Annotated in this window: 17 protein-coding genes; 15 read left to right on the forward strand and 2 right to left on the reverse strand. The window is 58.5% G+C overall.

Translation table 11 applies throughout. The features are described 5' to 3' along the window. Positions 1 to 125: 125 nt before the first annotated feature. Entirely contained in the window at positions 126 to 284 is a 159-nt protein-coding gene (locus QZ292_RS05220) for a hypothetical protein (RefSeq protein WP_294598812.1), read from the forward strand. Between the two features lie 685 nt (positions 285 to 969). Here the strand turns inward: QZ292_RS05220 and QZ292_RS05225 are convergent. Then, positions 970 to 2,535, reverse strand: coding sequence for a hypothetical protein (locus QZ292_RS05225; protein ID WP_294598815.1), 1,566 nt, complete (start codon positions 2,533 to 2,535; stop codon positions 970 to 972). Positions 2,536 to 2,671: 136 nt separating this feature from the next. Here QZ292_RS05225 and QZ292_RS05230 point away from each other — a divergent pair, with 136 nt between their 5' ends. From QZ292_RS05230 to QZ292_RS05270, 9 genes are all read left to right on the forward strand, one after another. Next, entirely contained in the window at positions 2,672 to 3,898 is a 1,227-nt protein-coding gene (locus QZ292_RS05230; protein WP_294598818.1) for an AIR synthase related protein, read from the forward strand. 37 nt (positions 3,899 to 3,935) lie between these two features. Beyond that, positions 3,936 to 5,312: a Na(+)-translocating NADH-quinone reductase subunit A gene (locus QZ292_RS05235; protein WP_294598820.1), complete on the forward strand. Its 1,377-nt coding sequence runs from the start codon at positions 3,936 to 3,938 to the stop codon at positions 5,310 to 5,312. A gap of 12 nt (positions 5,313 to 5,324) precedes the next feature. Then, complete coding sequence (locus QZ292_RS05240) at positions 5,325 to 6,530, forward strand: NADH:ubiquinone reductase (Na(+)-transporting) subunit B (RefSeq protein ID WP_294598823.1); 1,206 nt, start codon at positions 5,325 to 5,327, stop codon at positions 6,528 to 6,530. 19 nt (positions 6,531 to 6,549) lie between these two features. Then, positions 6,550 to 7,380 carry an NADH:ubiquinone reductase (Na(+)-transporting) subunit C gene (gene nqrC / locus QZ292_RS05245; protein ID WP_294598826.1) on the forward strand — a complete coding sequence of 277 codons (831 nt, stop codon included), beginning with the start codon at positions 6,550 to 6,552 and terminating at the stop codon, positions 7,378 to 7,380. Next, on the forward strand, positions 7,380 to 8,027 hold the full coding sequence (locus QZ292_RS05250; protein WP_294593253.1) for an NADH:ubiquinone reductase (Na(+)-transporting) subunit D: 648 nt from the start codon (positions 7,380 to 7,382) through the stop codon (positions 8,025 to 8,027). The genes nqrC and QZ292_RS05250 overlap by 1 nt, the downstream gene beginning before the upstream one ends. A 45-nt stretch (positions 8,028 to 8,072) precedes the next feature. Beyond that, on the forward strand, positions 8,073 to 8,690 hold the full coding sequence (nqrE, locus tag QZ292_RS05255; protein WP_294598830.1) for an NADH:ubiquinone reductase (Na(+)-transporting) subunit E: 618 nt from the start codon (positions 8,073 to 8,075) through the stop codon (positions 8,688 to 8,690). A 58-nt stretch (positions 8,691 to 8,748) separates the two neighbouring features. Next, positions 8,749 to 10,008, forward strand: a complete 1,260-nt coding sequence (nqrF, locus tag QZ292_RS05260; RefSeq protein ID WP_294598851.1) for an NADH:ubiquinone reductase (Na(+)-transporting) subunit F — start codon at positions 8,749 to 8,751, stop codon at positions 10,006 to 10,008. Positions 10,009 to 11,316: 1,308 nt separating this feature from the next. After that, positions 11,317 to 13,839, forward strand: a complete 2,523-nt coding sequence (gene gyrA, locus QZ292_RS05265) for a DNA gyrase subunit A (protein WP_294598833.1) — start codon at positions 11,317 to 11,319, stop codon at positions 13,837 to 13,839. 27 nt (positions 13,840 to 13,866) lie between these two features. Further along, complete coding sequence (locus QZ292_RS05270; RefSeq protein WP_294598836.1) at positions 13,867 to 15,189, forward strand: tetratricopeptide repeat protein; 1,323 nt, start codon at positions 13,867 to 13,869, stop codon at positions 15,187 to 15,189. A gap of 168 nt (positions 15,190 to 15,357) precedes the next feature. On the opposite strand, the gene QZ292_RS05275 is transcribed toward QZ292_RS05270, so the two are convergent. Next, complete coding sequence (locus QZ292_RS05275; protein WP_294598837.1) at positions 15,358 to 15,627, reverse strand: hypothetical protein; 270 nt, start codon at positions 15,625 to 15,627, stop codon at positions 15,358 to 15,360. A gap of 840 nt (positions 15,628 to 16,467) precedes the next feature. Between QZ292_RS05275 and QZ292_RS05280 the strand changes: the two genes are divergently transcribed. The 5 genes from QZ292_RS05280 (at position 16,468) to QZ292_RS05300 (ending at position 20,441) form a co-directional block, all read left to right on the forward strand. Next, positions 16,468 to 16,626 carry a hypothetical protein gene (locus QZ292_RS05280; RefSeq protein WP_294598840.1) on the forward strand — a complete coding sequence of 53 codons (159 nt, stop codon included), beginning with the start codon at positions 16,468 to 16,470 and terminating at the stop codon, positions 16,624 to 16,626. Next, on the forward strand, positions 16,589 to 16,837 hold the full coding sequence (locus QZ292_RS05285) for a hypothetical protein (protein ID WP_294598843.1): 249 nt from the start codon (positions 16,589 to 16,591) through the stop codon (positions 16,835 to 16,837). Before QZ292_RS05280 ends, QZ292_RS05285 begins: the two co-directional genes overlap by 38 nt. 226 nt (positions 16,838 to 17,063) lie before the next feature. Then, complete coding sequence (gene sufB / locus QZ292_RS05290) at positions 17,064 to 18,509, forward strand: Fe-S cluster assembly protein SufB (protein ID WP_294598845.1); 1,446 nt, start codon at positions 17,064 to 17,066, stop codon at positions 18,507 to 18,509. Positions 18,510 to 18,559: 50 nt separating this feature from the next. After that, the gene (gene sufC / locus QZ292_RS05295; RefSeq protein ID WP_294598853.1) at positions 18,560 to 19,327 is read left to right on the forward strand and encodes a Fe-S cluster assembly ATPase SufC; all 768 of its coding nucleotides are present in this window, start codon (positions 18,560 to 18,562) and stop codon (positions 19,325 to 19,327) included. A 7-nt stretch (positions 19,328 to 19,334) separates the two neighbouring features. Further along, on the forward strand, positions 19,335 to 20,441 hold the full coding sequence (locus tag QZ292_RS05300) for a SufD family Fe-S cluster assembly protein (protein ID WP_294598848.1): 1,107 nt from the start codon (positions 19,335 to 19,337) through the stop codon (positions 20,439 to 20,441). Positions 20,442 to 20,525: the final 84 nt, after the last annotated feature.

Genomic DNA, 20,525 nt, shown 5'->3' on the forward strand with positions numbered 1-20,525 from the left:
AGCCGCGCGGGCCGTCGCCACCCCCGGCGTAGGCCGGCAACTCGACGGAGCTCGTTTTCGGCCTCGCTGGTTCCGACCCGACAAACCCCGCCCCGGGCTACCACGACTCAGGTGAACAAAATCGATTGGGAGCACTGTACGGCGTCGGTAATTGCGGATACAGCTGGTCAGCCACCATCCATCAAATTAACGGTTTCGATTTGGACTTTCGAACAACATGGTCCGAATCCAGCTATCCGAGTCGCCGTGGTTACGGTTTTCAGTTGCGTTGCCTCTCGGAATAAACGAAAGAGACCAACACCCCGCCCCGGGCTGCCGCGGTAGCGGCGAAGGCAAGCCAGGCGGCAGTAACAACAATGCTTGCATCTGGTCGGCAACGTCTTATGACTCGGAAGATCGCTATCTGGGTATGTACTTGTATTTCGGTACGCAAGGTCTCAGTTCCTGTCACACGACGGGTCAAGCCAGCGGTCATCAGTTGCGTTGCCTCTCGGAATAAACGGAACGCCCCGCCCCGGGCTTCCGCGATCCCGGACATCATGGACAATTCGGGAATGCCATATATGTCGGTAACTTCGGCTATAGCTGGTCGTCGACGGTCAGCGGTACCAATGGCATGCACTTGGATTTTGGCGTGAGGTGGCTCCATCCCAGCGGCGCGCACTACCGCGCCTACGGTTTTCAGTTGCGTTGCCTCTCGGAATAAACGAAAGAGCCCCGCCCCGGGCTACCGCGATACCAATACGGGCGCGCTGAGCTACGTCGGCAACAGCGGGCACATCTGGTCTTCGACGGTCAGCGGGACTGCCGGCGTGTTCTTGAGCTTCAGCACACAGTACCTTGACCCCAGTTACGTGCGCTACCGTGGCCACGGTCTTCCGTTGCGTTGCCTCTCGGAATAAACGGTGCCGACGGGCACTCCGAAATAGCAGCCGCTACCCCAATAACGCAGCCTCCACCCCCCAAAAGCTACCCCCAATAACCGGCTACCTCCGATCTTTTACCCAGATATTTGTTCCGAATGATCTCCGCGATCGGAATGTTCCGGATTTTGCTCTCCAGCCACGAAATGATGTCCAGATAGAAGAACGGACGCCGCTCGTACGGGTGATTCTCGAACGGTTTGAGCCGCTCGTAGAGCCGCACCAGCTCCCCCCTGAAATCCGACGCATACGTGTGCGGAATCCGTTTGAGGAACGTGATAATCTCATGCTGCACCGCGTGCATGTCGTTCATCTTCACCACGAAAGCATAGACATTCCGGATCTGGTACTCCAGCGAATAGTCCTCCCCCGCCTCGTACGACGCGATCAGGTGGAGAATCCGCGCAAAGACCTGCAAATCGCACCGGAACTGCGGATTCGGAATCGAGATGATGCGGTGCAGGTAGCTCATGCAGCGTTTGTAGTCCCCGTTCCCGAAATACATACACGCCACCTTGTAGGCCAGCAGCATCAGGTGATGTTCGTCCACATACCGTCCGTACGCACGCACGAACTCGTCCACCCGCTCCGCCAGTTCGATCCCCTCGGCAAAGCTCCCCTCCAGAAAGTGGAGATTGATTTTCGCCTGCAGCAGACAGAGGTTCGACAGAATCGTCAGATTCTCCGTCATCGGCACCACCTGAGCCAGCTCCCGTTCGAACTTCGCGATCGCATCGGCCATCCGGTCGTGCCGCCGCGTCATGAACAACACATCCAGCAGCCGCGCCACCGCCCGCACATAGAGATCGTAGTAGACCGCCCGCTGATCCGGCCGCTCGTCGAACAGCCCCACCCACCGCCGCGCATAACGGTAACACATCACGAAATCGTGCCGGATATAGTGGTACCACATCCGCGCCTGATAGAGGTAGAGCCGCTCGTGGAAGCTCATCCCCCGGTCGTCGAACGCCTCCAGCCGTTCGCGGAAAAAATCGGTCACCATCTTCCGGTCCTTCTCGCTGCGGACATACCCCAGCTGAAGATTCAGCCCGTAGAGCTGCACCGAGAGGTTCGACAGCTGGTTGATATTGGCGATCCGTTCGGCCAGCATCCTCGCCTGGTTGCTCAGCTCCTCCGCCCGGCTCGTCGTGCTGCGCTGCATGAAGATCGACTCGATCCGCTTCTCGAACTCCACGATCTCCAGCGCGAGCGTAAACTTCTGTGCATCGAGCGCCTGCCGTTTGGCCCGGTCCAGCATCGTCAGCGCCTGCCGGAACATACTCTTGTCGTACAACACCCGCGCGAAATCGATCGTCTCGCGAATCTCCATCACCTCCACATGCTGGACATTCAGCAGCCGGATGCTGACCAGAATCTGGCGGTAGAGATAAGCCTTCATATTGGGCAGCTGCTCCTTCCTGATCCCCGTTTTTTTGAGCACCCGAGCCTCGTCGTACTCCTCCATCGCATCCAGCGCGTCGAACAACGTCACGAACTTCGCCCCCCCGTTTCCCGCATTGCGCCGGGCATACAGGCGGAAATTCCGTTTTTCCGCCTTGCTCATACTCCTCACCAGCTCGAACACCGCCTCCTGCCTTTTACTCGTCATCATGTGTGAATCATCGGTTTCCTCGAACAAAGATACCCAAAATTCCCCCTCGCCCCACCACAAAGAGCACCCGACACGGCACGAAAACCAAAAAAAATGAATAACTTTGCCGACATCAAAAAAACACGGCACACTCGCGATGGCAGACCACTCCCGTTACGCAGGCCGCGGCGTCTCGTCCGGTAAGGAAGACGTCCACAAGGCGATCCGAAACATCGACAAAGGGCTCTTCGACAAAGCATTCTGCAAAGTCGTGCCCGACTACTTCACCGGCAGCGCGGAACACTGTCTGGCCATGCATGCAGACGGGGCGGGAACCAAGTCTTCGCTCGCCTACATGTACTGGCGCGAGACCGGCGACCTCGGCGTGTGGAAAGGGGTGGCACAGGACGCCGTCGTGATGAACACCGACGACCTGCTCTGCATCGGCGCCACCGACAACATCCTCCTCTCCTCGACCATCGGACGGAACAAACGCCTGATTCCGGGCGAAGTCATCTCCGCCATCATCAACGGCACCGAGGAGTTTCTCCAGACCTTGCGCGACTACGGCGTGAACATCCGCTCCACGGGCGGCGAGACGGCGGACGTGGGCGACCTCGTGCGAACCATCATCGTGGACTCGACCGTGACCGCGCGGATGCGGCGCGACGAAGTGATCACCAACGACCGGATCGCGCCGGGGTGCGTGATCGTAGGGCTCGCCTCGTTCGGGCAAGCCAGGTACGAGACGAGCTATAACGGGGGGATGGGGAGCAACGGCCTGACCTCGGCGCGGCACGACGTGTTCGGCAAACGGATGGCCGAGCGGTACCCGGAATCTTATGACGGGGGGATACCGGCAGACCTGGTATACACCGGCTCGTTCGGGCTGACCGATCCCGTGCCGGCGGCTTATCAGCGCAACGGATATACCGTGCCGGCGGATATGGACATGGGTCGCCTCGTGCTGTCGCCCACCCGAACCTATGCTCCGGTCATCACACGCATTCTCAACGAAATAGGACGGAAGCACATCTGCGGCATGATCCACTGCACGGGCGGGGCGCAGACCAAGATTCTGCATTTTGCCAATAACGGACTCCATATTATAAAGGACAACCTGCTGCCCGTGCCGCCTCTGTTCGCCGCCATCCAGGAACAGTCGGGAACACCGTGGGAAGAGATGTACAAAGTCTTCAACATGGGACACCGGATGGAGATTTACGTACTGCCGGAGGTGGCCGAGACCATTTTAGGCATCGCCCGCGAACTGGGCATCGACGCACAGGTGGTGGGACGCGTCGAAGCATTGGCCGATGCCTCGGCACCGGCCCGGCTCGACGTGACCGGCGCCGACGGCACCGTCTACCGGTACGGCAAATAGCACATCTTTCAAGGACAACAATCATTCAATCACCCATATGTCGAAAGTAATCAAACTACGCAAAGGTCTCGACATCAACCTCGTCGGCGCCGCCGAGCGCGTGCTGACGAAAGGGGGCGACGCCCCCGGCTATGCGTTAGTGCCGAGCCACTACCGCGGCGTGACCCCCAAGCTGCTGGTCAAAGTCGGCGACAAGGTCAAGGCCGGGAGTCCGCTCTTCTTCTCGAAAGAGCATCCCGAAGTGCTCTTCACCTCGCCCGTCAGCGGCGAAGTGAGCGCCGTCAACCGCGGCGAAAAACGTAAAATCCTCAGCATCGTGGTACGGCCCGACGGCGAACGGCAGAGCGAACAGTTCGACACCTGCCCCCTCGCCGACCTCACCCGCGAACGGATCAAAGAAACCTTGCTGCGGGCAGGCTTCTGGCCCATGCTCGTGCAGCGTCCGTTCGGCGTGATCGCCGACACCGCAGCGACCCCGAAAGCCATCTTCATCTCGGGGCTCGACACCGCACCGCTCGCACCGGAACTCAACTTCCTCGTGCAGGATCAGGGCGAACACCTGATCGCCGGCCTCGAAGTGCTCAAGAAACTGACCGACGGCAAAGTCCACCTCACCGTAGGGACGGACACCACCGCAGGCGTGCTCAGCCGGATCAAACAGGCAGAGATTCACCACATCGAAGGGCCGCACCCGGCGGGGAACGTCGGCGTACAGATCGCCCACATCGATCCGATCAATAAAGGCGACGTCGTCTGGACAGTCGAACTGCAGCACGTGGCCATGATCGGGCGGCTCTTCCTGACCGGAACGGTGGACATGACCAAGATCGTGGCCCTGACCGGATCGGAAGTCGTGAAACCCAGATACTTCAAAGTCATCAGCGGCGCCCTGATCTCCTCGATCACCGACGGGAACCTGCGTCCTCAGGATGCCGGCGAAGAGCGCGGCGTGCGCATCATCAGCGGCAACCCGCTCACCGGCATCAAAGTCGAGCCGAATGACATCGAAGGCTACCTCGGCTTCTACCACAACCAGGTCACCGTCATTCCGGAAGGCAACAAATACGAATTCCTCGGGTGGGCCATGCCCCGGATCAACAAATTCTCCGCCTCGCACAGCTACTTCTCGTGGATGTTCCCCAAGAAACGGTACAACCTCGACACCAACCTGAACGGCGGGCCGCGGGCATTCGTCCAGACGGGGATTTACGACAAGGTATTGCCGATGAACATCTACCCGCTCTACCTCATCAAAGCAGTCATGGCCGGCGACATCGACAAGATGGAGAACCTCGGGATCTACGAAGTTCTGGAAGAAGACCTCGCCCTGTGCGAATTTATCGACCCCTCGAAAAACGAGTGGCAGGCCACCCTGAGCCGGGGGATCGACCTGATGATCAAAGAACTCAACTAAGCCGCACACCGTATGAAAGGATTACGACACTATCTGAACAAGATAAAGCCCAACTTCGAACCGGGCGGAAAATACGGTCGGTTCGCCTCGACCTTCGAGGCCTTCGAATCGTTCCTCTACGTGCCGAACACCGTCACCCGGAAAGGAGCGCACATCCGCGACGCCATGGACCTCAAACGCACCATGACCGTCGTGATCGTCGCCCTGCTCCCGGCCCTGCTGTTCGGGATGTTCAACATCGGATACCAGCATAACCTGGCTTTAGGACTGACGCTTTCCGACGTCTCCGTATGGTCGAACTTCTGGTTCGGCTTCCTCAAAGTGCTGCCGATTATCGTGGTGGCATATGTGGTGGGGCTTGGCATCGAATTTATCTTCGCCGAGATTCGGCATGAGGAGGTCAATGAAGGTTTCCTGGTGAGCGGTTTGTTGATTCCGATGATTATGCCGGTGGACTGTCCGCTGTGGATCGTGGCCGTGGCGACCGCATTCGCGGTTGTTGTGGGCAAGGAGATGTTCGGCGGCACCGGGATGAACATCTTCAACCCGGCTTTGCTCGCGCGGGCATTTATCTTCTTCGCCTATCCGACCGCCATTTCGGGGAACGAAGTGTGGGTCGCCGGGCTGAAAAACGCATCCGCATCGGGGATGCAGCTGGTCGACGGATATTCCGGAGCTACCCCGCTGAGCGACGCTGCCGCAGCTCTGTCCAATGGAGCTCAGTCCATTGACTGGAGCATGGGGACTACCCCGATCGACTGGTTCTACGGCCTGATCCCCGGCTCGATCGGAGAGACCTCGACACTGGCCATACTGATCGGAGCGTTTATTCTGATCTGGACAGGAGTCGGCTCGTGGCGCATCATGGTCTCCTGCGTAGCAGGGGGATTAGTGATGGGAGGGATATTCAACCTCATCGGCGCCAACGTCATGATGGACATTCCGGCTTGGTATCATTTGATTATCGGCGGGTTCGCGTTCGGCACGGTATTTATGGCCACCGACCCGGTGACCGCAGCCCAGACCGACCGCGGGAAATGGATCTACGGATTCCTGATCGGCGTACTCTGCGTGCTGACCCGCGTGCTCAACCCCGGCTATCCGGAAGGGATGATGCTCGCCATCCTCTTTATGAACGCCATGGCGCCGCTGATCGACTACTACGTCGTACAGGGGAACATCAAACGCCGCCTGAAACGGGCCAAAGTCAACGCGTAACACCACTACTACCGAAACCATGAACAAGCAAAGCAACACATATATCGTCACCTACGCGACCATCCTCGTGGTGATCGTCGCCACGGTGCTCTCCTTTGCCGCCATCGAGCTGCAACCCATGCAGCAGGCCAACGTCAAGACCGAAAAGATGGGCGCCATTCTGAACGCCATCGGCGCAGGCGAAGGAGCCGACGCCGCGGCGGACAAGAACAGCTATGTGGCCGGAGAATTCGCCAAATACATTACCGGCGCCTTCTTCGTCGACTCCACCGGCCGCGTGAGCGAAGCACCCGTCGAAGAGGTGCTCGCCTCGTTGAACAACCTGCCCGCCGTGTTTGCGGCCAGAACCGCCATGCCGGTATTCGTCGCCACCTCGTCGGAAAACGCGAAAGAGTACGTCGTTCCGGTGACCGGCAAAGGACTCTGGGGGCCGGTTTGGGGCTATATCGCCCTGAACGCAGACTGCAACACCATCGAAGGAGCCGTCTTCGACCACAAGAGCGAAACCCCGGGGCTCGGGGCGGAAATCGCCACCAAACCCTTCCAGAACCAGTTCATCGACAAACAAATCTTTAACAAAGAAGGACTCTTCGTCTCCATCGACCTCCTGAAAGGCAAAGGCTCGTCGGCAGGAAATCCGTACGCCGTGGACGCCATCTCGGGCGGCACCCTGACCTCCAATGGCGTGAAAGCCATGCTCTTCACCTGTCTGGGCGACTACGAACCCTTCTTCCGCAGCGTGCAGACCGCAGCCGAACCGGCGGTCGACACCATCGCGACCGACACTTTAGCGACGGACAGCTTGACGACCGTCCCGACCGATACCCTTACGAAAGGAGGAGCCAAATAATGAGTACCCAGGAAAAAGAGCCGCTCTTTTCGGCTAAAAACATGAACGCCCTGCTCGGGCCGTTGGGCCGCAACAACCCGATTCTGGTGCAAGTCCTCGGGATTTGCTCCGCCCTGGCCGTGACGGCCAAGATGAAGCCCGCATTCGTGATGGCCTTGTCCGTGACCGTCGTGACCGCCTTCTCGAACCTGATCATCTCCCTGATGCGGAAAGGGATTCCGTCGCGCATCCGGATCATCGTCCAGCTCGTCGTGGTCGCCGCCCTGGTGATCCTCGTCGACCAGGTGCTCAAAGCCTTTGTTTATGACATCAGTAAGCAGCTTTCGGTCTTCGTGGGCCTGATTATCACCAACTGTATCATCATGGGGCGCCTCGAAGCGTTCGCCATGGGGAACAAACCCTGGCCCTCGTTCCTCGACGGGATCGGCAACGGCTTGGGCTACGGTCTGATTTTGATTATCGTCGCCTTCTTCCGCGAACTCTTAGGCTCAGGAACCTTGTGGGGATATCAGGTGATTCCCCAGTGGTGCTACGAACACGGCTACGCCAATAACGGCCTGATGATTCTGCCGCCTATGGCGTTGATCACCGTAGGCATCATCATCTGGATCCACCGCAGCCGCAACAAAGACCTGCAGGAGAAATAAAACCGGTGAAGCCTGTTATTTCCTATCCACACTTAGAAACCAGACATGGAAAACATACTGAACATATTCGTCAAGTCGATCTTCGTCGACAACATGGTCTTCGCCTTCTTCTTCGGGATGTGCTCCTACATCGCCGTGTCGAAGACCGTAAAGACCGCCATGGGGCTGGGGCTGGCCGTCATCTTCGTGATGACCGTGACCGTGCCGGTCAACTACCTCCTCAATAAATTCGTCCTCGAACCGGGCGCCCTGACCTGGGTGAGTCCGACCATGGCCGACGTAGACCTCAGCTTCCTGAGCTTCATCGTCTTCATCGCAGTCATTGCCTCGATCGTGCAGCTCGTGGAGATGATCGTCGAAAAATTCGCACCGGGACTGTACAGCTCACTCGGGATTTTCCTCCCGCTGATTGCCGTGAACTGCGCCATCATGGGGGGCTCGCTCTTCATGCAGGAACGCGCCTACGCCAATATCGGCGAAGCCACCGCATTCGCATTCGGTTCCGGGATCGGCTGGTGGCTCGCCATTATCGGCATGGCCGCCATTCGCGAAAAACTGACCTATTCCAACATCCCCAAACCCCTCAAGGGAGTCGGGATTACGTTTATCATTACCGGGTTGATGGGGATCGCCTTCATGATCTTCCTCGGCATCCAACTCTAACGCATTACAGACAGATACGATGATATCATCCACAATTCTTTCGGCAGCCGTCGTGAGTCTGACGCCGACCCTCGTCACGGCTATCATCGCCTTCGCGGCGATCACGCTGATTCTGGTGGCAGTCCTGCTGTTCGCCAAGAAAAAGCTGACCCCGTCGGGAAGCGTCACCATCACCATCAACGGCGACAAAGAGATCACCGCAGAGACCGGCGGATCGCTCCTGACCACCCTGGCGGAACAGAACATCTTCCTGCCTTCGGCATGCGGGGGCGGCGGCTCGTGCGGCATGTGCAAATGCCAGGTTTTGGAAGGCGGTGGTGAGATTCTGCCCACCGAAGTCAACTTCTTCAGCCGCAAACAGCAACAGGAACACTGGCGCCTCGGCTGTCAGGTGAAAGTCAAGGAAAACCTGAAGATTCGGGTACCCGAATCGGTGCTCGGCGTGAAGAAATGGGAATGCGAAGTGGTCTCCAACCGGAACATCTCGACCTTCCTCAAAGAGTTCGTCGTGAAACTTCCCGAAGGCGAACAGCTCAACTTCCGGAGCGGAGGCTACATCCAGATCGACGTCCCGAAATACGACGAGATCAAATTTTCGGACATGGACGTCGACGAACAGTTCCGCCCCGACTGGGACAAATTCAAGATGTGGGACCTGGTGACGAAGAATCCCGAGCCTACCTTCCGGGCCTACTCTATGGCCAACCACCCGGCCGAAGGGAACATCATCATGCTGAACATCCGGATCGCCACCCCGCCGTTCGACAAAGCGACAGGCGGGTTTATGAAAGTCAATCCGGGTATCTGCTCCTCGTACATCTTCAGCCGCAAACCGGGCGACAAAGTAACCATCTCGGGGCCGTACGGAGAATTCTTCCTGCCCGACAACCTGCCGGCCGATCAGGAGCTGATCTTTATCGGCGGCGGCGCCGGAATGGCACCGATGCGGAGCCACATCATGCACCTCTTCAAAACGGAAAAGACCTCGCGTCCGGTATCGTTCTGGTACGGCGCCCGGGCTTTGAAAGAGGCCCCATACATTCCGGAATTCTCCGAAATCGAACGTGACTTCCCGAACTTCTCGTTCAACCTGGCCCTCGACCGGCCCGATCCGGAAGCGGACGCCGCAGGCGTGAAATACACCCCGGGATTCGTGCACAACGTGCTGTACGAGAACTACCTCAAGAACCACGAAGATCCGGAAGGGTGTCTGTACCTGATGTGCGGTCCGCCCATGATGATCTCGGCCGTCGTGAAGATGCTCGACTCCTTGGGGGTACCGCCCGAGAATATCATGTACGACAACTTCGGCGGATAGTTCACGACCGGATGCACAGAAGTTCATCGATTGCCTCTACGGGCGTTTTCTTGATAATCAAGAAAACGCCTGTTTGGTTTTACCCCTGCAACCGCAAATAACGACCTCCTTTATGAAAGCCCCCGGCGCGCAGACAGAGCCTGAGTCTTGCGGAGCCTAAGGCGTAGCGTAGCTATCATAAAAGTCTTTTGGGTACCTTTTCTTCAGAAAAGGTACGGTTCCTGCCAGGGCAAAGCTCGCCAGTCGCCCGCCCCGCTTAAAGAGGGATTTCACTCGTTTTGCGAAGAGCAAAATCGAGATGAAATCCCTGCGGGCGACATAACGCGCGCCGACGCCTTAAGAAGCGATTCTACTATTTTGGCGCAAGCCGAAATAGAAGGAATCGCGTAAGGCGCGCGAACAGAGGTGGCCATAGCGAAACGCAGTTTCGCTCGTCCCGCCGGGGTCACCCGGCCGCCACCCGCGCAGGGCAGTTTTTATCCTGTTAGGGTAGAGGCGGCCCTGTCGGAGTGCCCGAAGGCACCGCGCCACGCCTTAATAGGGAAATCGTCAAAATGTGCTGACACATTTTGACAAGATTTCCCAAGGCGCGCGGACAAAGATTCGGGGTAGAGGCTGCCGTAGCGAAACGTAAGTTTCGCCCGTCCACGCACCCACAGGGTGTTTTGTTAGGGTTCTCTTCGCTTTACTAAGTGGGGCCCGGCCGGCCCGAGGCCAGTTTTATCCGGTTGGGGTAGAGGCGGCCCTGTCGGAGTGCCCGAAGGCACCGCGCGCCCCGCTTTAGGAGGGAAATCGTCAAAATGCACTTGTGCGTTTTGACAGGATTTCCCAAGGCGCGCGATAAGAACAAGACTGCAAGCCCTGCGACCCGCAGGGGCGCGCGGGCCGGACGCCTCCCCATTAGAAGGGCCGCAACTTCGTGGTGCTCGTTTCGGCCACGCAGGCTCCGACCCGCTAAATCCCGCCCCGTGTCCGCCTCACTGCGGCTCCGCTATCGCTCCGCCACGGTTTTTCCGCGCGCCTGGGCGTTCATTCTGTTTCGGCTCATCGCCGAAACAGTTGAATCGCCTCTTTAGACAGCGGCGCGCGGCGAGCTTCGACTGGCCTCAGGCCGGCCGGGCCCCGCGTGCCCGCGGTGGGCAGATGACTGGGTCGGCCCAAACCAAACAAGCCGCCGCTGTCCCCAAACAGACACAAAAAAACACCGTCCGCCCTCCTGCGACAAAGCCTCCGACACCCTTGGTCATGCGAAAAAAAATTGCTATCTTAGCCGTTTGAAAAGCCAAGTGAGACTTAGATCATCAAACCATGCAAGAACAGGAACAGCAAGAGAAAATCATCAAGATCAATATCGAGGAGGAGATGAAGACCGCCTACATCGACTATTCGATGTCGGTGATCGTGTCGCGAGCCCTGCCCGACGTGCGCGACGGCCTCAAACCAGTGCACCGCCGGGTGCTCTACGGGATGAGCAACGAACTGTCGCTGTACTCGGACAAGCCCTACAAGAAATCCGCCAGAATCGTCGGGGAGGTTTTGGGGAAATTCCACCCCCACGGCGACTCCTCGGTCTATGACGCCATGGTGCGGATGGCACAAGACTGGTCATTGCGGTATCCGCTGGTGGACGGCCAGGGGAACTTCGGATCGATCGACGGGGACAGCCCGGCGGCGATGCGGTACACCGAAGCCCGGATGAAGAAAATCACCGACGAAGTGATGGCCGACATCGACAAAGAGACCGTCGACTTCACCCTCAACTTCGACGACACCATCTACGAGCCGACCGTACTTCCCACGAAAATACCCTTGTTGTTGGTGAACGGGAGTTCCGGGATTGCAGTAGGGATGGCCACGAATATGCCGCCGCATAACCTGAGCGACACCATCGATGCGATCGACGCCTATATCGACAACCCCGACATCGAGATTTCGGAACTCATCGAAAAGATCAAGGCACCGGACTTTCCGACCGGCGGGATCATCTACGGCTACGAAGGCGTGCGGGAAGCTTACGAGACGGGACGGGGCCGCATCGTGATCCGTTCCAAGACCGACATCGAACACACCGCAAGCGGGCGGGAATGCATCGTCGTGACCGAAATTCCGTATCAGGTCAATAAAGCCGAGATGATCCAGAAGATCGCCGGCATGATCAACGACAAAAAAATCGACGGGATTTCGTACATCAACGACGAAAGCGACCGGAACGGGATGCGGATCGTCATCATCCTGAAACACGACGCCGTGGCCAGCGTGGTGCTCAACACCCTGTTCAAATACACCCAGCTGCAATCCACCTTCTCGGTGAACAACATCGCGCTGGTGGACGGACGGCCGAGATCGCTGAACCTCAAGGAGCTGATCAAATACTTCGTCCGTCACCGGCACGACGTGGTCGTGCGGCGAACCAAGTACGACCTGCGGAAAGCGGAAGAGCGGGCACACATTTTGGAGGGTCTCTTGATCGCGCAGGACAACATCGACGAAGTCATCCGGATCATCCGGGCCGCCAAGAATGCAGACGAAGCGAAAGCCAACCTCATCGCCCGCTTCCAGTTCAGCGACCCTCAGGCACAAGCCATCGTCGACATGCGTCTGCGGGCACTGACCGGACTCGAACACGAGAAACTCCAGCAGGAATACGACGAACTGCGTAAAATGATCGCCCACTACAACGAACTCCTCGGCAGCGAATCCATGCAGATGCAGCTCATCAAAGAGGAGCTCAACGAGATGAAAGAGCGGTACGGCGACAAACGGCGGAGCGAAATCGTCCTGACCGCAGAAGAGTTCAATCCCGAAGACTTCTACGCCGACGAAGATGTGGTGATCACCATCTCGCACCTGGGGTATATCAAACGCACCCCGCTGGCCGAATACCGGACGCAATCCAGGGGAGGGGTGGGCTCCAAAGGGTCTGCAACGCGGGATGAGGACTTCATCGAGCATCTGTACGTCACTACGATGCACAACACCATGCTTTTCTTCACCGAAAAGGGGAGATGTTACTGGCTCAAAGTGTACGAAATACCGGAAGGCTCCCGTTCTTCCAAAGGACGCGCCATCCAGAACGTCATCCAGATCGAGCCGGATGACAAAGTGCGGGCCTATATCAACGTGCGGCGGCTGAACGACCCGGAATACGTCAACAGCAACTACATCGTGATGTGTACCCGCGAAGGGATCATCAAGAAGACCTTGCTCGAAGCCTACTCCCGGCCACGGCTGAACGGCGTGAACGCCATCACGATTAAAGAAGGCGACCAGCTGATCGACGCCGCCCTCACCTCGGGGAAAGCCCAAGTGGTGATTGCCGCCAAAGGCGGGAAAGCGATTCGCTTCGAAGAAGAGAACGTCCGGGCCATCGGACGGACCGGTGCAGGCGTGCGGGGGATCAATCTCGACGACGGGGATGAAGTGATCGGCATGCTGACCGTCGAACCCGATCAGAAACCGGAAATTCTGGTCGTCTCGGAAAACGGATACGGGAAACGGACAGGCATCGACGACTACCGCATCACCGGCCGGTCGGGGAAAGGCGTCAAGACCATCCAGATCACGGAAAAGACAGGTAAGCTGATCTCCATTCAGGCCGTGAGCGACGAAAACGACCTGATGATCATCAACCGGTCGGGGCTCACGATCCGGATTCCAGTAGCCGACATCCGCGTCACCGGACGCGCGGCACAGGGGGTTAAGGTGATCAACCTGCGGAACAACGACTCCATCGCCTCCGTGATCGCCGTGCCCAAGAGCGAAGACGACGAAGCGGCAGTCGAAACCGAAACGAGCGACTCCGCCGGCACTACGACCGAAGCGACCGAATAACTAACACATACTCATACGATACGAACCATGAAAAAGATTCTTTTGATCCTCGCCGCCGCAGCCACCACCCTGGCTGCCAGCTCGCAGACCAAAGAGCTGGACAACCTCGCCAAGCGACTCCAGAAGAGCGACGAAGCCATCGCCGATCCGAAAAAATCCGCATCGGCCAATACGTGGCTCGACCACACCAGCGCCCTGATCGCCGCCTCGAAAGTCTACACCAAAACCTTGGTCGCCGATTTTCCCATCGAACAGACCCTGGCCTTGGTCGGTGACCAGCCGAACGAAATCGTCGAAGTGACCGTCATGGACCAGCCCCATAAGAAATACGTTTTCGACAACTTCGACATCTACGTCAATCAGAACGGCCAGGTCGTCTTCTGGCAGACCAAGAACGAATTCCGGGCCGGCGCCTTGGACAAGGCATTGGAAGCCTTCAAGAAAGCCTGCGAACTCGACCCCACCGTGGCGACCGGCAAAGGATACCTGATCGGCGACGACCTCCTGAACCAGTTCAACACCAACGGGATGAACAACTACAACCTCGGTCAGAAGATCCAGGCAGCCGAAAAGTTCGCCAAAGTCGTTGAAATCAACCAGATGCTCGGCAACACCGACTCGCTGATGATCTACTACACCGGCGTGGCCTACAGCGAAGGCGAAGACTACGACAAAGCCCTCGAATACCTGAACAAAGCCCGCGGAATCGGCTACGACCAGGAAGGCGGCGTAGACTTCTACATCGCCTACATGCAGGAAAAACAAGGCAAGAAAGAGGACGCCATCGCCACGCTCGAAAACGCCCTCACGAAATACCCCTCCGACAACCGGATGGTGACCCAGCTCATCAACCTCTACATCGACACCCAGCGCAGCCCCGACACCGTGGTCGGCCTGCTCGACAAAGCGAAAGAGCTCGACCCGTCGAACGTTTCGCTCTACATGCTCGAAGGCACCCTGTGGGAAAAGATGGGCAACGCCGACAAGGCTGAAGCCGCATTCGTCGCAGCCACCAAAGTGGCACCGGACGCTTATGCACCGTACATGAATGCCGGGATCATGGAAGCCCGCAAAGGCGACGCCCTGATCGAACAAGCCCGGAAACTCGACATCAACGACGTGAAAGGATACGACGCTCTGGCCAAAGAAGCGATCGGTTACTACAACGTCGCGATCGAATATCTGGAAAAAGCCCACGAACTGAATCCCCAGGAGATCGGCATCGTCGAGATGCTCAAAGGTTTGTACTACCAGAAACTGGCCAGCGGCGAAGAAGTCGAAGCCAAGTTCCAGCACTATACCGACCTCTACCGGTCGATGGAAGAGCAAGCCGAATCGGCACAACAGTAAGCCGCATTCGGTATTTCTATCGCCCGCCGGCATCTTTTCGAAGATGCCGGCGGGCTTTTTGTGTACCTAATTTGGGTGATAAGATTTCGCCAACCCACAGCCAAAACGCGAAGACTGCGGAGTCTGAGGCGTAGCGTAGCTAATTAAAAGTTTTTGGTGCCGCTTTTTTCAAAAAGCGGCAGTTCCGTCCGGCTCAAAGCTCGACAGTCGCCCGCCCGCCAAAAGAGGGATTTCGCTCGTTTTGCGACGAGCAAAATCGAGATGAAATCCCAGCGGGCGACTCAAAAACGCATTAACAAGCCCGCGCGCCGCCGCCTTAATAAGGCGATCCAACTGTTTCGGCGACAAGCCGAAATAGAATGAATCGCCCAGGCGCGCGAATAAAGAATTGGGATAGAGGCTGCCGCAGCGAAACGTAAGTTTCGCCCGTCCACGCACCCACAGGGTGTTTTGTTAGGGTTCTCTTCGCTTTACCAAGTGGGGCCCGCGCGGCCCGAGGACAATTCCGTCCTGTTGGGGTAGAGGCGACCTTAGCGATGCGCAAGCATCGCTCTGTCCCGCCGGGGTCACCCGGACGCCGCCCGCGAAGGGCAGTTCCGTCCGGCTCGAAGCTCGACCGTCGCTCGCCCCGCTTAAAGAGGAATTTCACTCGTTTTGCGGTGAGCAAAATCGAGATGAAATCCCAGCGGGCGACGGCTGCGAGAAAGTCAGCCCCGCGCGCGACTGCTGGAGAAGGAAATCATTCAAACGCGTGGTGCGCGTTTGAATAAGATTTCCGCCAGCGCGCGGCCGCAGCGGAGCCGCAGTAAGGCGGACACAGAGCGGTGCTTTGGACTGAACTGGTGCGACCCGCAGGGTCGCGCAGTCCGACGCCCCGGCAGGCGGAGGGCTGCAACTCGACGGAGCTCGTGCCCCCTCCGTTGGCGCCGGACTGCTACGGGCGTTACGAAATGTATTTTGAGAATGAATAGCGCGATTCCGCGAGGAATCGCCGGGCTTGCGCGCTGGGCCTTCGGCCCACCCCCGGAGCGCGCAGCCCGAACCCGACAGATGGCTTGGCCAAACTTTTGCGGTTCGCAAAACCGCCGGCCTTGTCGCCCAAGCCGCGTAGCGGCTTCGGAGGGATGGGCGACAGGCCGAATGGGCTGAAGATGGGGCGGAACTGTTGGCCGTGGGTGAGGTGGAATTCTTGCGGTTCGAAGAACCGCACGGGCCGGAACCTGCGAGGCCCCCATAAACCCCGCCCCGGGCTGCCGCACCACCTACTCGGGCGATCCGGTGAGTGTCGGCTACGAAGGTTCAGTCTGGTCGTACACATCCAACAATGCGGGAAACCACTACCGCAGCGTATACCTGCTGTTCGACGTACCGAGACTCGATCCAGTCTTTGCATACTATCGTGGCTACGGTTTTCCGTTGCGTTGCCTCTCGGAATAAACGGAAGACACACCCCGCCCCGGGCTTCCGCTACTACACCTCGGGCGAGCCGGGCGGCGTCGGCACCTACGGCTATAGCTGGTCGTCCTCGTCCGACAATTCGGGCGACCACTACCGTGGCATGTACTTGATTTTCTCCGTGGCGACCCTCAATCCCAGCAACGCGAGCTTCCGGGGCCACGGTCTTCAGTTGCGTTGCCTCTCGGAATAAACAGAGCCGAGAGACACTCGAAAGCTGGCAGCCTCTACCCGAAAAACTACTCCGACAAAAGATCGCCCCCGGAACCAGCCATACCCGCACCTCCACATCAGCCCCACCCACGCACCGCTATCCCCGTCTTTTTTCGTATCTTTGCCGTATTCCACCGAAAAACGGTATTTTGTTTGCAGAGGAGAGCCCCTAAAGCGAGTGCTTCTCCCCTCGCCTCCCGAAAGACATGGAAGAAAGAGAGATTATCAAAAACGCCGCCCAAGGCGACTATAAATACGGCTTCACCACCGACCTCGCCACCGAGACCATCGGCAAAGGGCTCGACGAAGCCACCATCCGGCGCATCTCCGCCCTGAAAGAAGAGCCCGAATGGCTGCTCGACTTCCGGCTCCGCGCATTCCGGAAGTGGCAGACCATGACCATGCCCGACTGGGCCCATCTGGAGATCCCGCCCATCGACTATCAGGAGATCATCTACTACGCCGCCCCCAAGAAAGAGAAGAAGCTCAAGAGCAGCATGGACGAAGTCGATCCCGAGCTGCGCGCCACCTTCGAGAAACTCGGCATCCCCCTCGACGAGCAGAAAGCCTTGGCAGGGGTCGCCGTGGATGCCGTCATCGACTCCGTGTCGGTGAAGACCACCTTCCAGGAGACCTTGGCCGAAAAAGGGATCATCTTCTGCTCCTTTTCCGAAGCCGTGCGGAACCATCCCGAACTCGTACAGAAATACTTAGGCACCGTCGTGCCCTATACCGACAACTTTTTCGCCGCCCTGAACTCCGCCGTGTTCTCCGACGGCTCCTTCTGCTACATCCCGAAGGGAGTACGGTGTCCGATGGAGCTTTCGACCTACTTCCGGATCAACGCCGCCGGCACCGGGCAGTTCGAACGGACACTGATCGTGGCAGATGAGAACGCCTATGTCAGCTATTTGGAGGGGTGCACCGCACCGATCCGGGATGAGAACCAGCTCCATGCGGCGATCGTGGAGATCATCGTCGAACGGGACGCCGAAGTGAAATACTCCACCGTCCAGAACTGGTACCCGGGGGATAAGGAGGGACGGGGCGGCGTCTTCAACTTCGTGACCAAACGCGGGATTTGCCGCGGAGAGAATGCCAAACTCAGCTGGACACAGGTCGAGACCGGTTCAGCTATTACCTGGAAATACCCCTCCTGCATTTTGGCGGGGGATAACAGTGTCGGGGAATTCTACTCCGTCGCCCTGACAGGGAACCACCAGCAGGCAGATACCGGGACCAAGATGATCCACCTCGGACGGAACAGCAGGAGCCGGATTGTCAGCAAAGGGATTTCGGCAGGCTTTTCGCAGAACTCCTACCGTGGCCTCGTGCGCGTGGCCAAGACCGCGACCGGCTGTCGCAACTACTCACAGTGCGACTCCTTGCTCATCGGAGACAAGTGCGGGGCACACACCTTCCCCTATATCGAGTGCGGCAACGACACCGCCACCCTCGAACACGAAGCCACCACCTCCAAGATCAGCGAAGAACAGCTCTTCTACTGCAACCAGCGCGGGATTTCGACCGAAGAGGCCGTGGGCCTGATCGTCAATGGCTACGCCCGCGAAGTGCTCAACCAGCTGCCCATGGAATTCGCCGTCGAAGCGCAAAAACTCCTCGCCTTGTCTTTGGAAGGGAGCGTAGGCTAACCCATCGTCTTACACAGCATAAACACCAGACACGCCATATGAGCCAGAATATATTAGAGATCAGGAATCTGCACGCCACCGTCGCCGACGAAGGCAAAGAGATTCTGCGCGGCATCGACCTGACCGTAGGTGCCGGAGAGGTACACGCCATCATGGGGCCCAACGGAGCCGGGAAATCGACCCTCGGCTCCGTGCTGGCCGGCAACGAGCGGTTCGCCGTGACCGGCGGCAGCGTCACTTTTCTCGGCCAGAATCTGCTGGAGATGAGCATCGAAGAACGCGCCGCGCTGGGGCTGTTCCTCGGGTTCCAGTACCCCGTCGAGATTCCCGGCGTTTCGATGGCCTCCTTCCTGCGGCTCGCCATCAACCAGCAGCGCGCCGCCCGCGGCGAAGAGCCGATCGGCTCCGGAGACTTCCTGCGCCTGATGCGCGAGAAGAGCGAAATCGTCGAACTCGGCGACAAACTGATGAACCGCGCCGTGAACGTCGGCTTCTCGGGCGGCGAAAAGAAGCGGAACGAGATCTTCCAGATGGCCATGCTCGAACCGAAGCTCGCCGTGCTGGACGAGACCGACAGCGGTCTCGACATCGACGCCCTGCGCGTGGTGGCCACCGGCGTGGCCAAGCTCAAACGGCCCGACAACGCCACGATCGTTATCACTCACTATCAGCGGCTTTTGGATTATATCGTGCCGGATTACGTACACGTGCTCTACCACGGAAAAATCATCTACTCGGCCGGCAAAGAGTTGGCCCGGGAGCTCGAAGAACGCGGCTACGACTGGGTCATCCGCGAATACGGCGACAAAGAGGAATAGGAGCCCTATGGAGAGGATACTGAAAGAACGTTACAAATACACCCCGCTGGGCGAATTTTTCGATTCCGCGACGGGCACTTTGGGGAGGGATTTGTCTGCGGCCCGGGCCGACATCTCGATCGAAGCCGACACCGCCCTGTGCCGGATCGAGCCGCTCCCCGCGTCGACATTGCGGGAGGCAGCCGAACGGTCGCCCCATCCGGGGCTGGCCATCGACCCCCTGCTGCTCGACAACCTCGGCACCGACATGCGACAAGTGCAGGGGGTACAGATCGACATCCCCGCCGGATGCGAGACCAACGGCATTCTGTATATCCACCTGCGCTACCCCTCTCCGGCCCAGGGAGGCGGGCAAAAATACGTACAGCGCCACCGGATCCGGGCCGGACGCAACAGCCGCGTGCGGGTGGTTATCTATCACCATGCGTGCGAATCGGCCGACGCGCTGATCGACAGCGCCCTGCTGCTCGAAGCGGAGGCGGGAGCTTCGGTCGAGCTGTTCGAAGTGGCTGAAACCCGGGCCACCTATTTCGCCACCGTGCTGACCTCGATCGAACGGGACGCCGGCATCAAAGCCACCACCATCGATCTGGACAACCGCCTCCTGCGGCGCAACCAGTTCGTGACCCTCTCCGAGACGGGCGCCTCCTGCGAGCTCGAAGGGGCTTACCTGACGGCGGGGAATCAGCTGGCCGACAACTACATCCGGATGCACCACGCCTCGGCGCACTGCCGCAGCAACCAGCTCTTCAAAGGGGTGGCCGAAGACGATTCGCGGGGGGCTTTTACGGGTCATATCTACGTCGCGCCGGACGCCCAGCAGACGGTCGCTTTGCAGGAGAACCACAACATCGTCCTGAGCGACCGGGCCCGAATCGGCACCCGACCCCAGCTGGAAATCTATGCCGACGACGTGAAATGCAACCACGGCGCGACGGTCGGCCGGCTCGATCCGGAGGCGATCTATTACATGCGCCAGCGGGGTATCGCGCTCGAAGCGGCAAAACGGCTCCAAATCGAGGGCTTCATCCGCGAAATCATCGACCACACGCGTCTCGACGATCTGGAACACTTGCTCCACGACAAAGTCGCCAAACGCCTCCTGCATATTTAACTGTTCGTTTATTCGTGTCTACCCGCAGAGAACCGTACCTTTTCTGAAGAAAAGGTACCCAAAAGACTTTTAGTTAGCTACGCT

Source organism: uncultured Rikenella sp. (assembly GCF_910577125.1).
Lineage (GTDB): Bacteria > Bacteroidota > Bacteroidia > Bacteroidales > Rikenellaceae > Rikenella.

Bases quoted from the DNA above. Each gene is read 5' to 3' on its own strand.
- QZ292_RS05225 (WP_294598815.1), bottom strand. From the start codon at position 2,535: ATGATGACGAGTAAAAGGCAGGAGGCGGTGTTCGAGCTGGTGAGGAGT.
- QZ292_RS05230 (WP_294598818.1), top strand. From the start codon at position 2,672: ATGGCAGACCACTCCCGTTACGCAGGCCGCGGCGTCTCGTCCGGTAAG.
- QZ292_RS05235 (WP_294598820.1), top strand. From the start codon at position 3,936: ATGTCGAAAGTAATCAAACTACGCAAAGGTCTCGACATCAACCTCGTC.
- QZ292_RS05240 (WP_294598823.1), top strand. From the start codon at position 5,325: ATGAAAGGATTACGACACTATCTGAACAAGATAAAGCCCAACTTCGAA.
- nqrC (WP_294598826.1), top strand. From the start codon at position 6,550: ATGAACAAGCAAAGCAACACATATATCGTCACCTACGCGACCATCCTC.
- QZ292_RS05250 (WP_294593253.1), top strand. From the start codon at position 7,380: ATGAGTACCCAGGAAAAAGAGCCGCTCTTTTCGGCTAAAAACATGAAC.
- nqrE (WP_294598830.1), top strand. From the start codon at position 8,073: ATGGAAAACATACTGAACATATTCGTCAAGTCGATCTTCGTCGACAAC.
- gyrA (WP_294598833.1), top strand. From the start codon at position 11,317: ATGCAAGAACAGGAACAGCAAGAGAAAATCATCAAGATCAATATCGAG.
- QZ292_RS05270 (WP_294598836.1), top strand. From the start codon at position 13,867: ATGAAAAAGATTCTTTTGATCCTCGCCGCCGCAGCCACCACCCTGGCT.
- sufB (WP_294598845.1), top strand. From the start codon at position 17,064: ATGGAAGAAAGAGAGATTATCAAAAACGCCGCCCAAGGCGACTATAAA.
- QZ292_RS05300 (WP_294598848.1), top strand. From the start codon at position 19,335: ATGGAGAGGATACTGAAAGAACGTTACAAATACACCCCGCTGGGCGAA.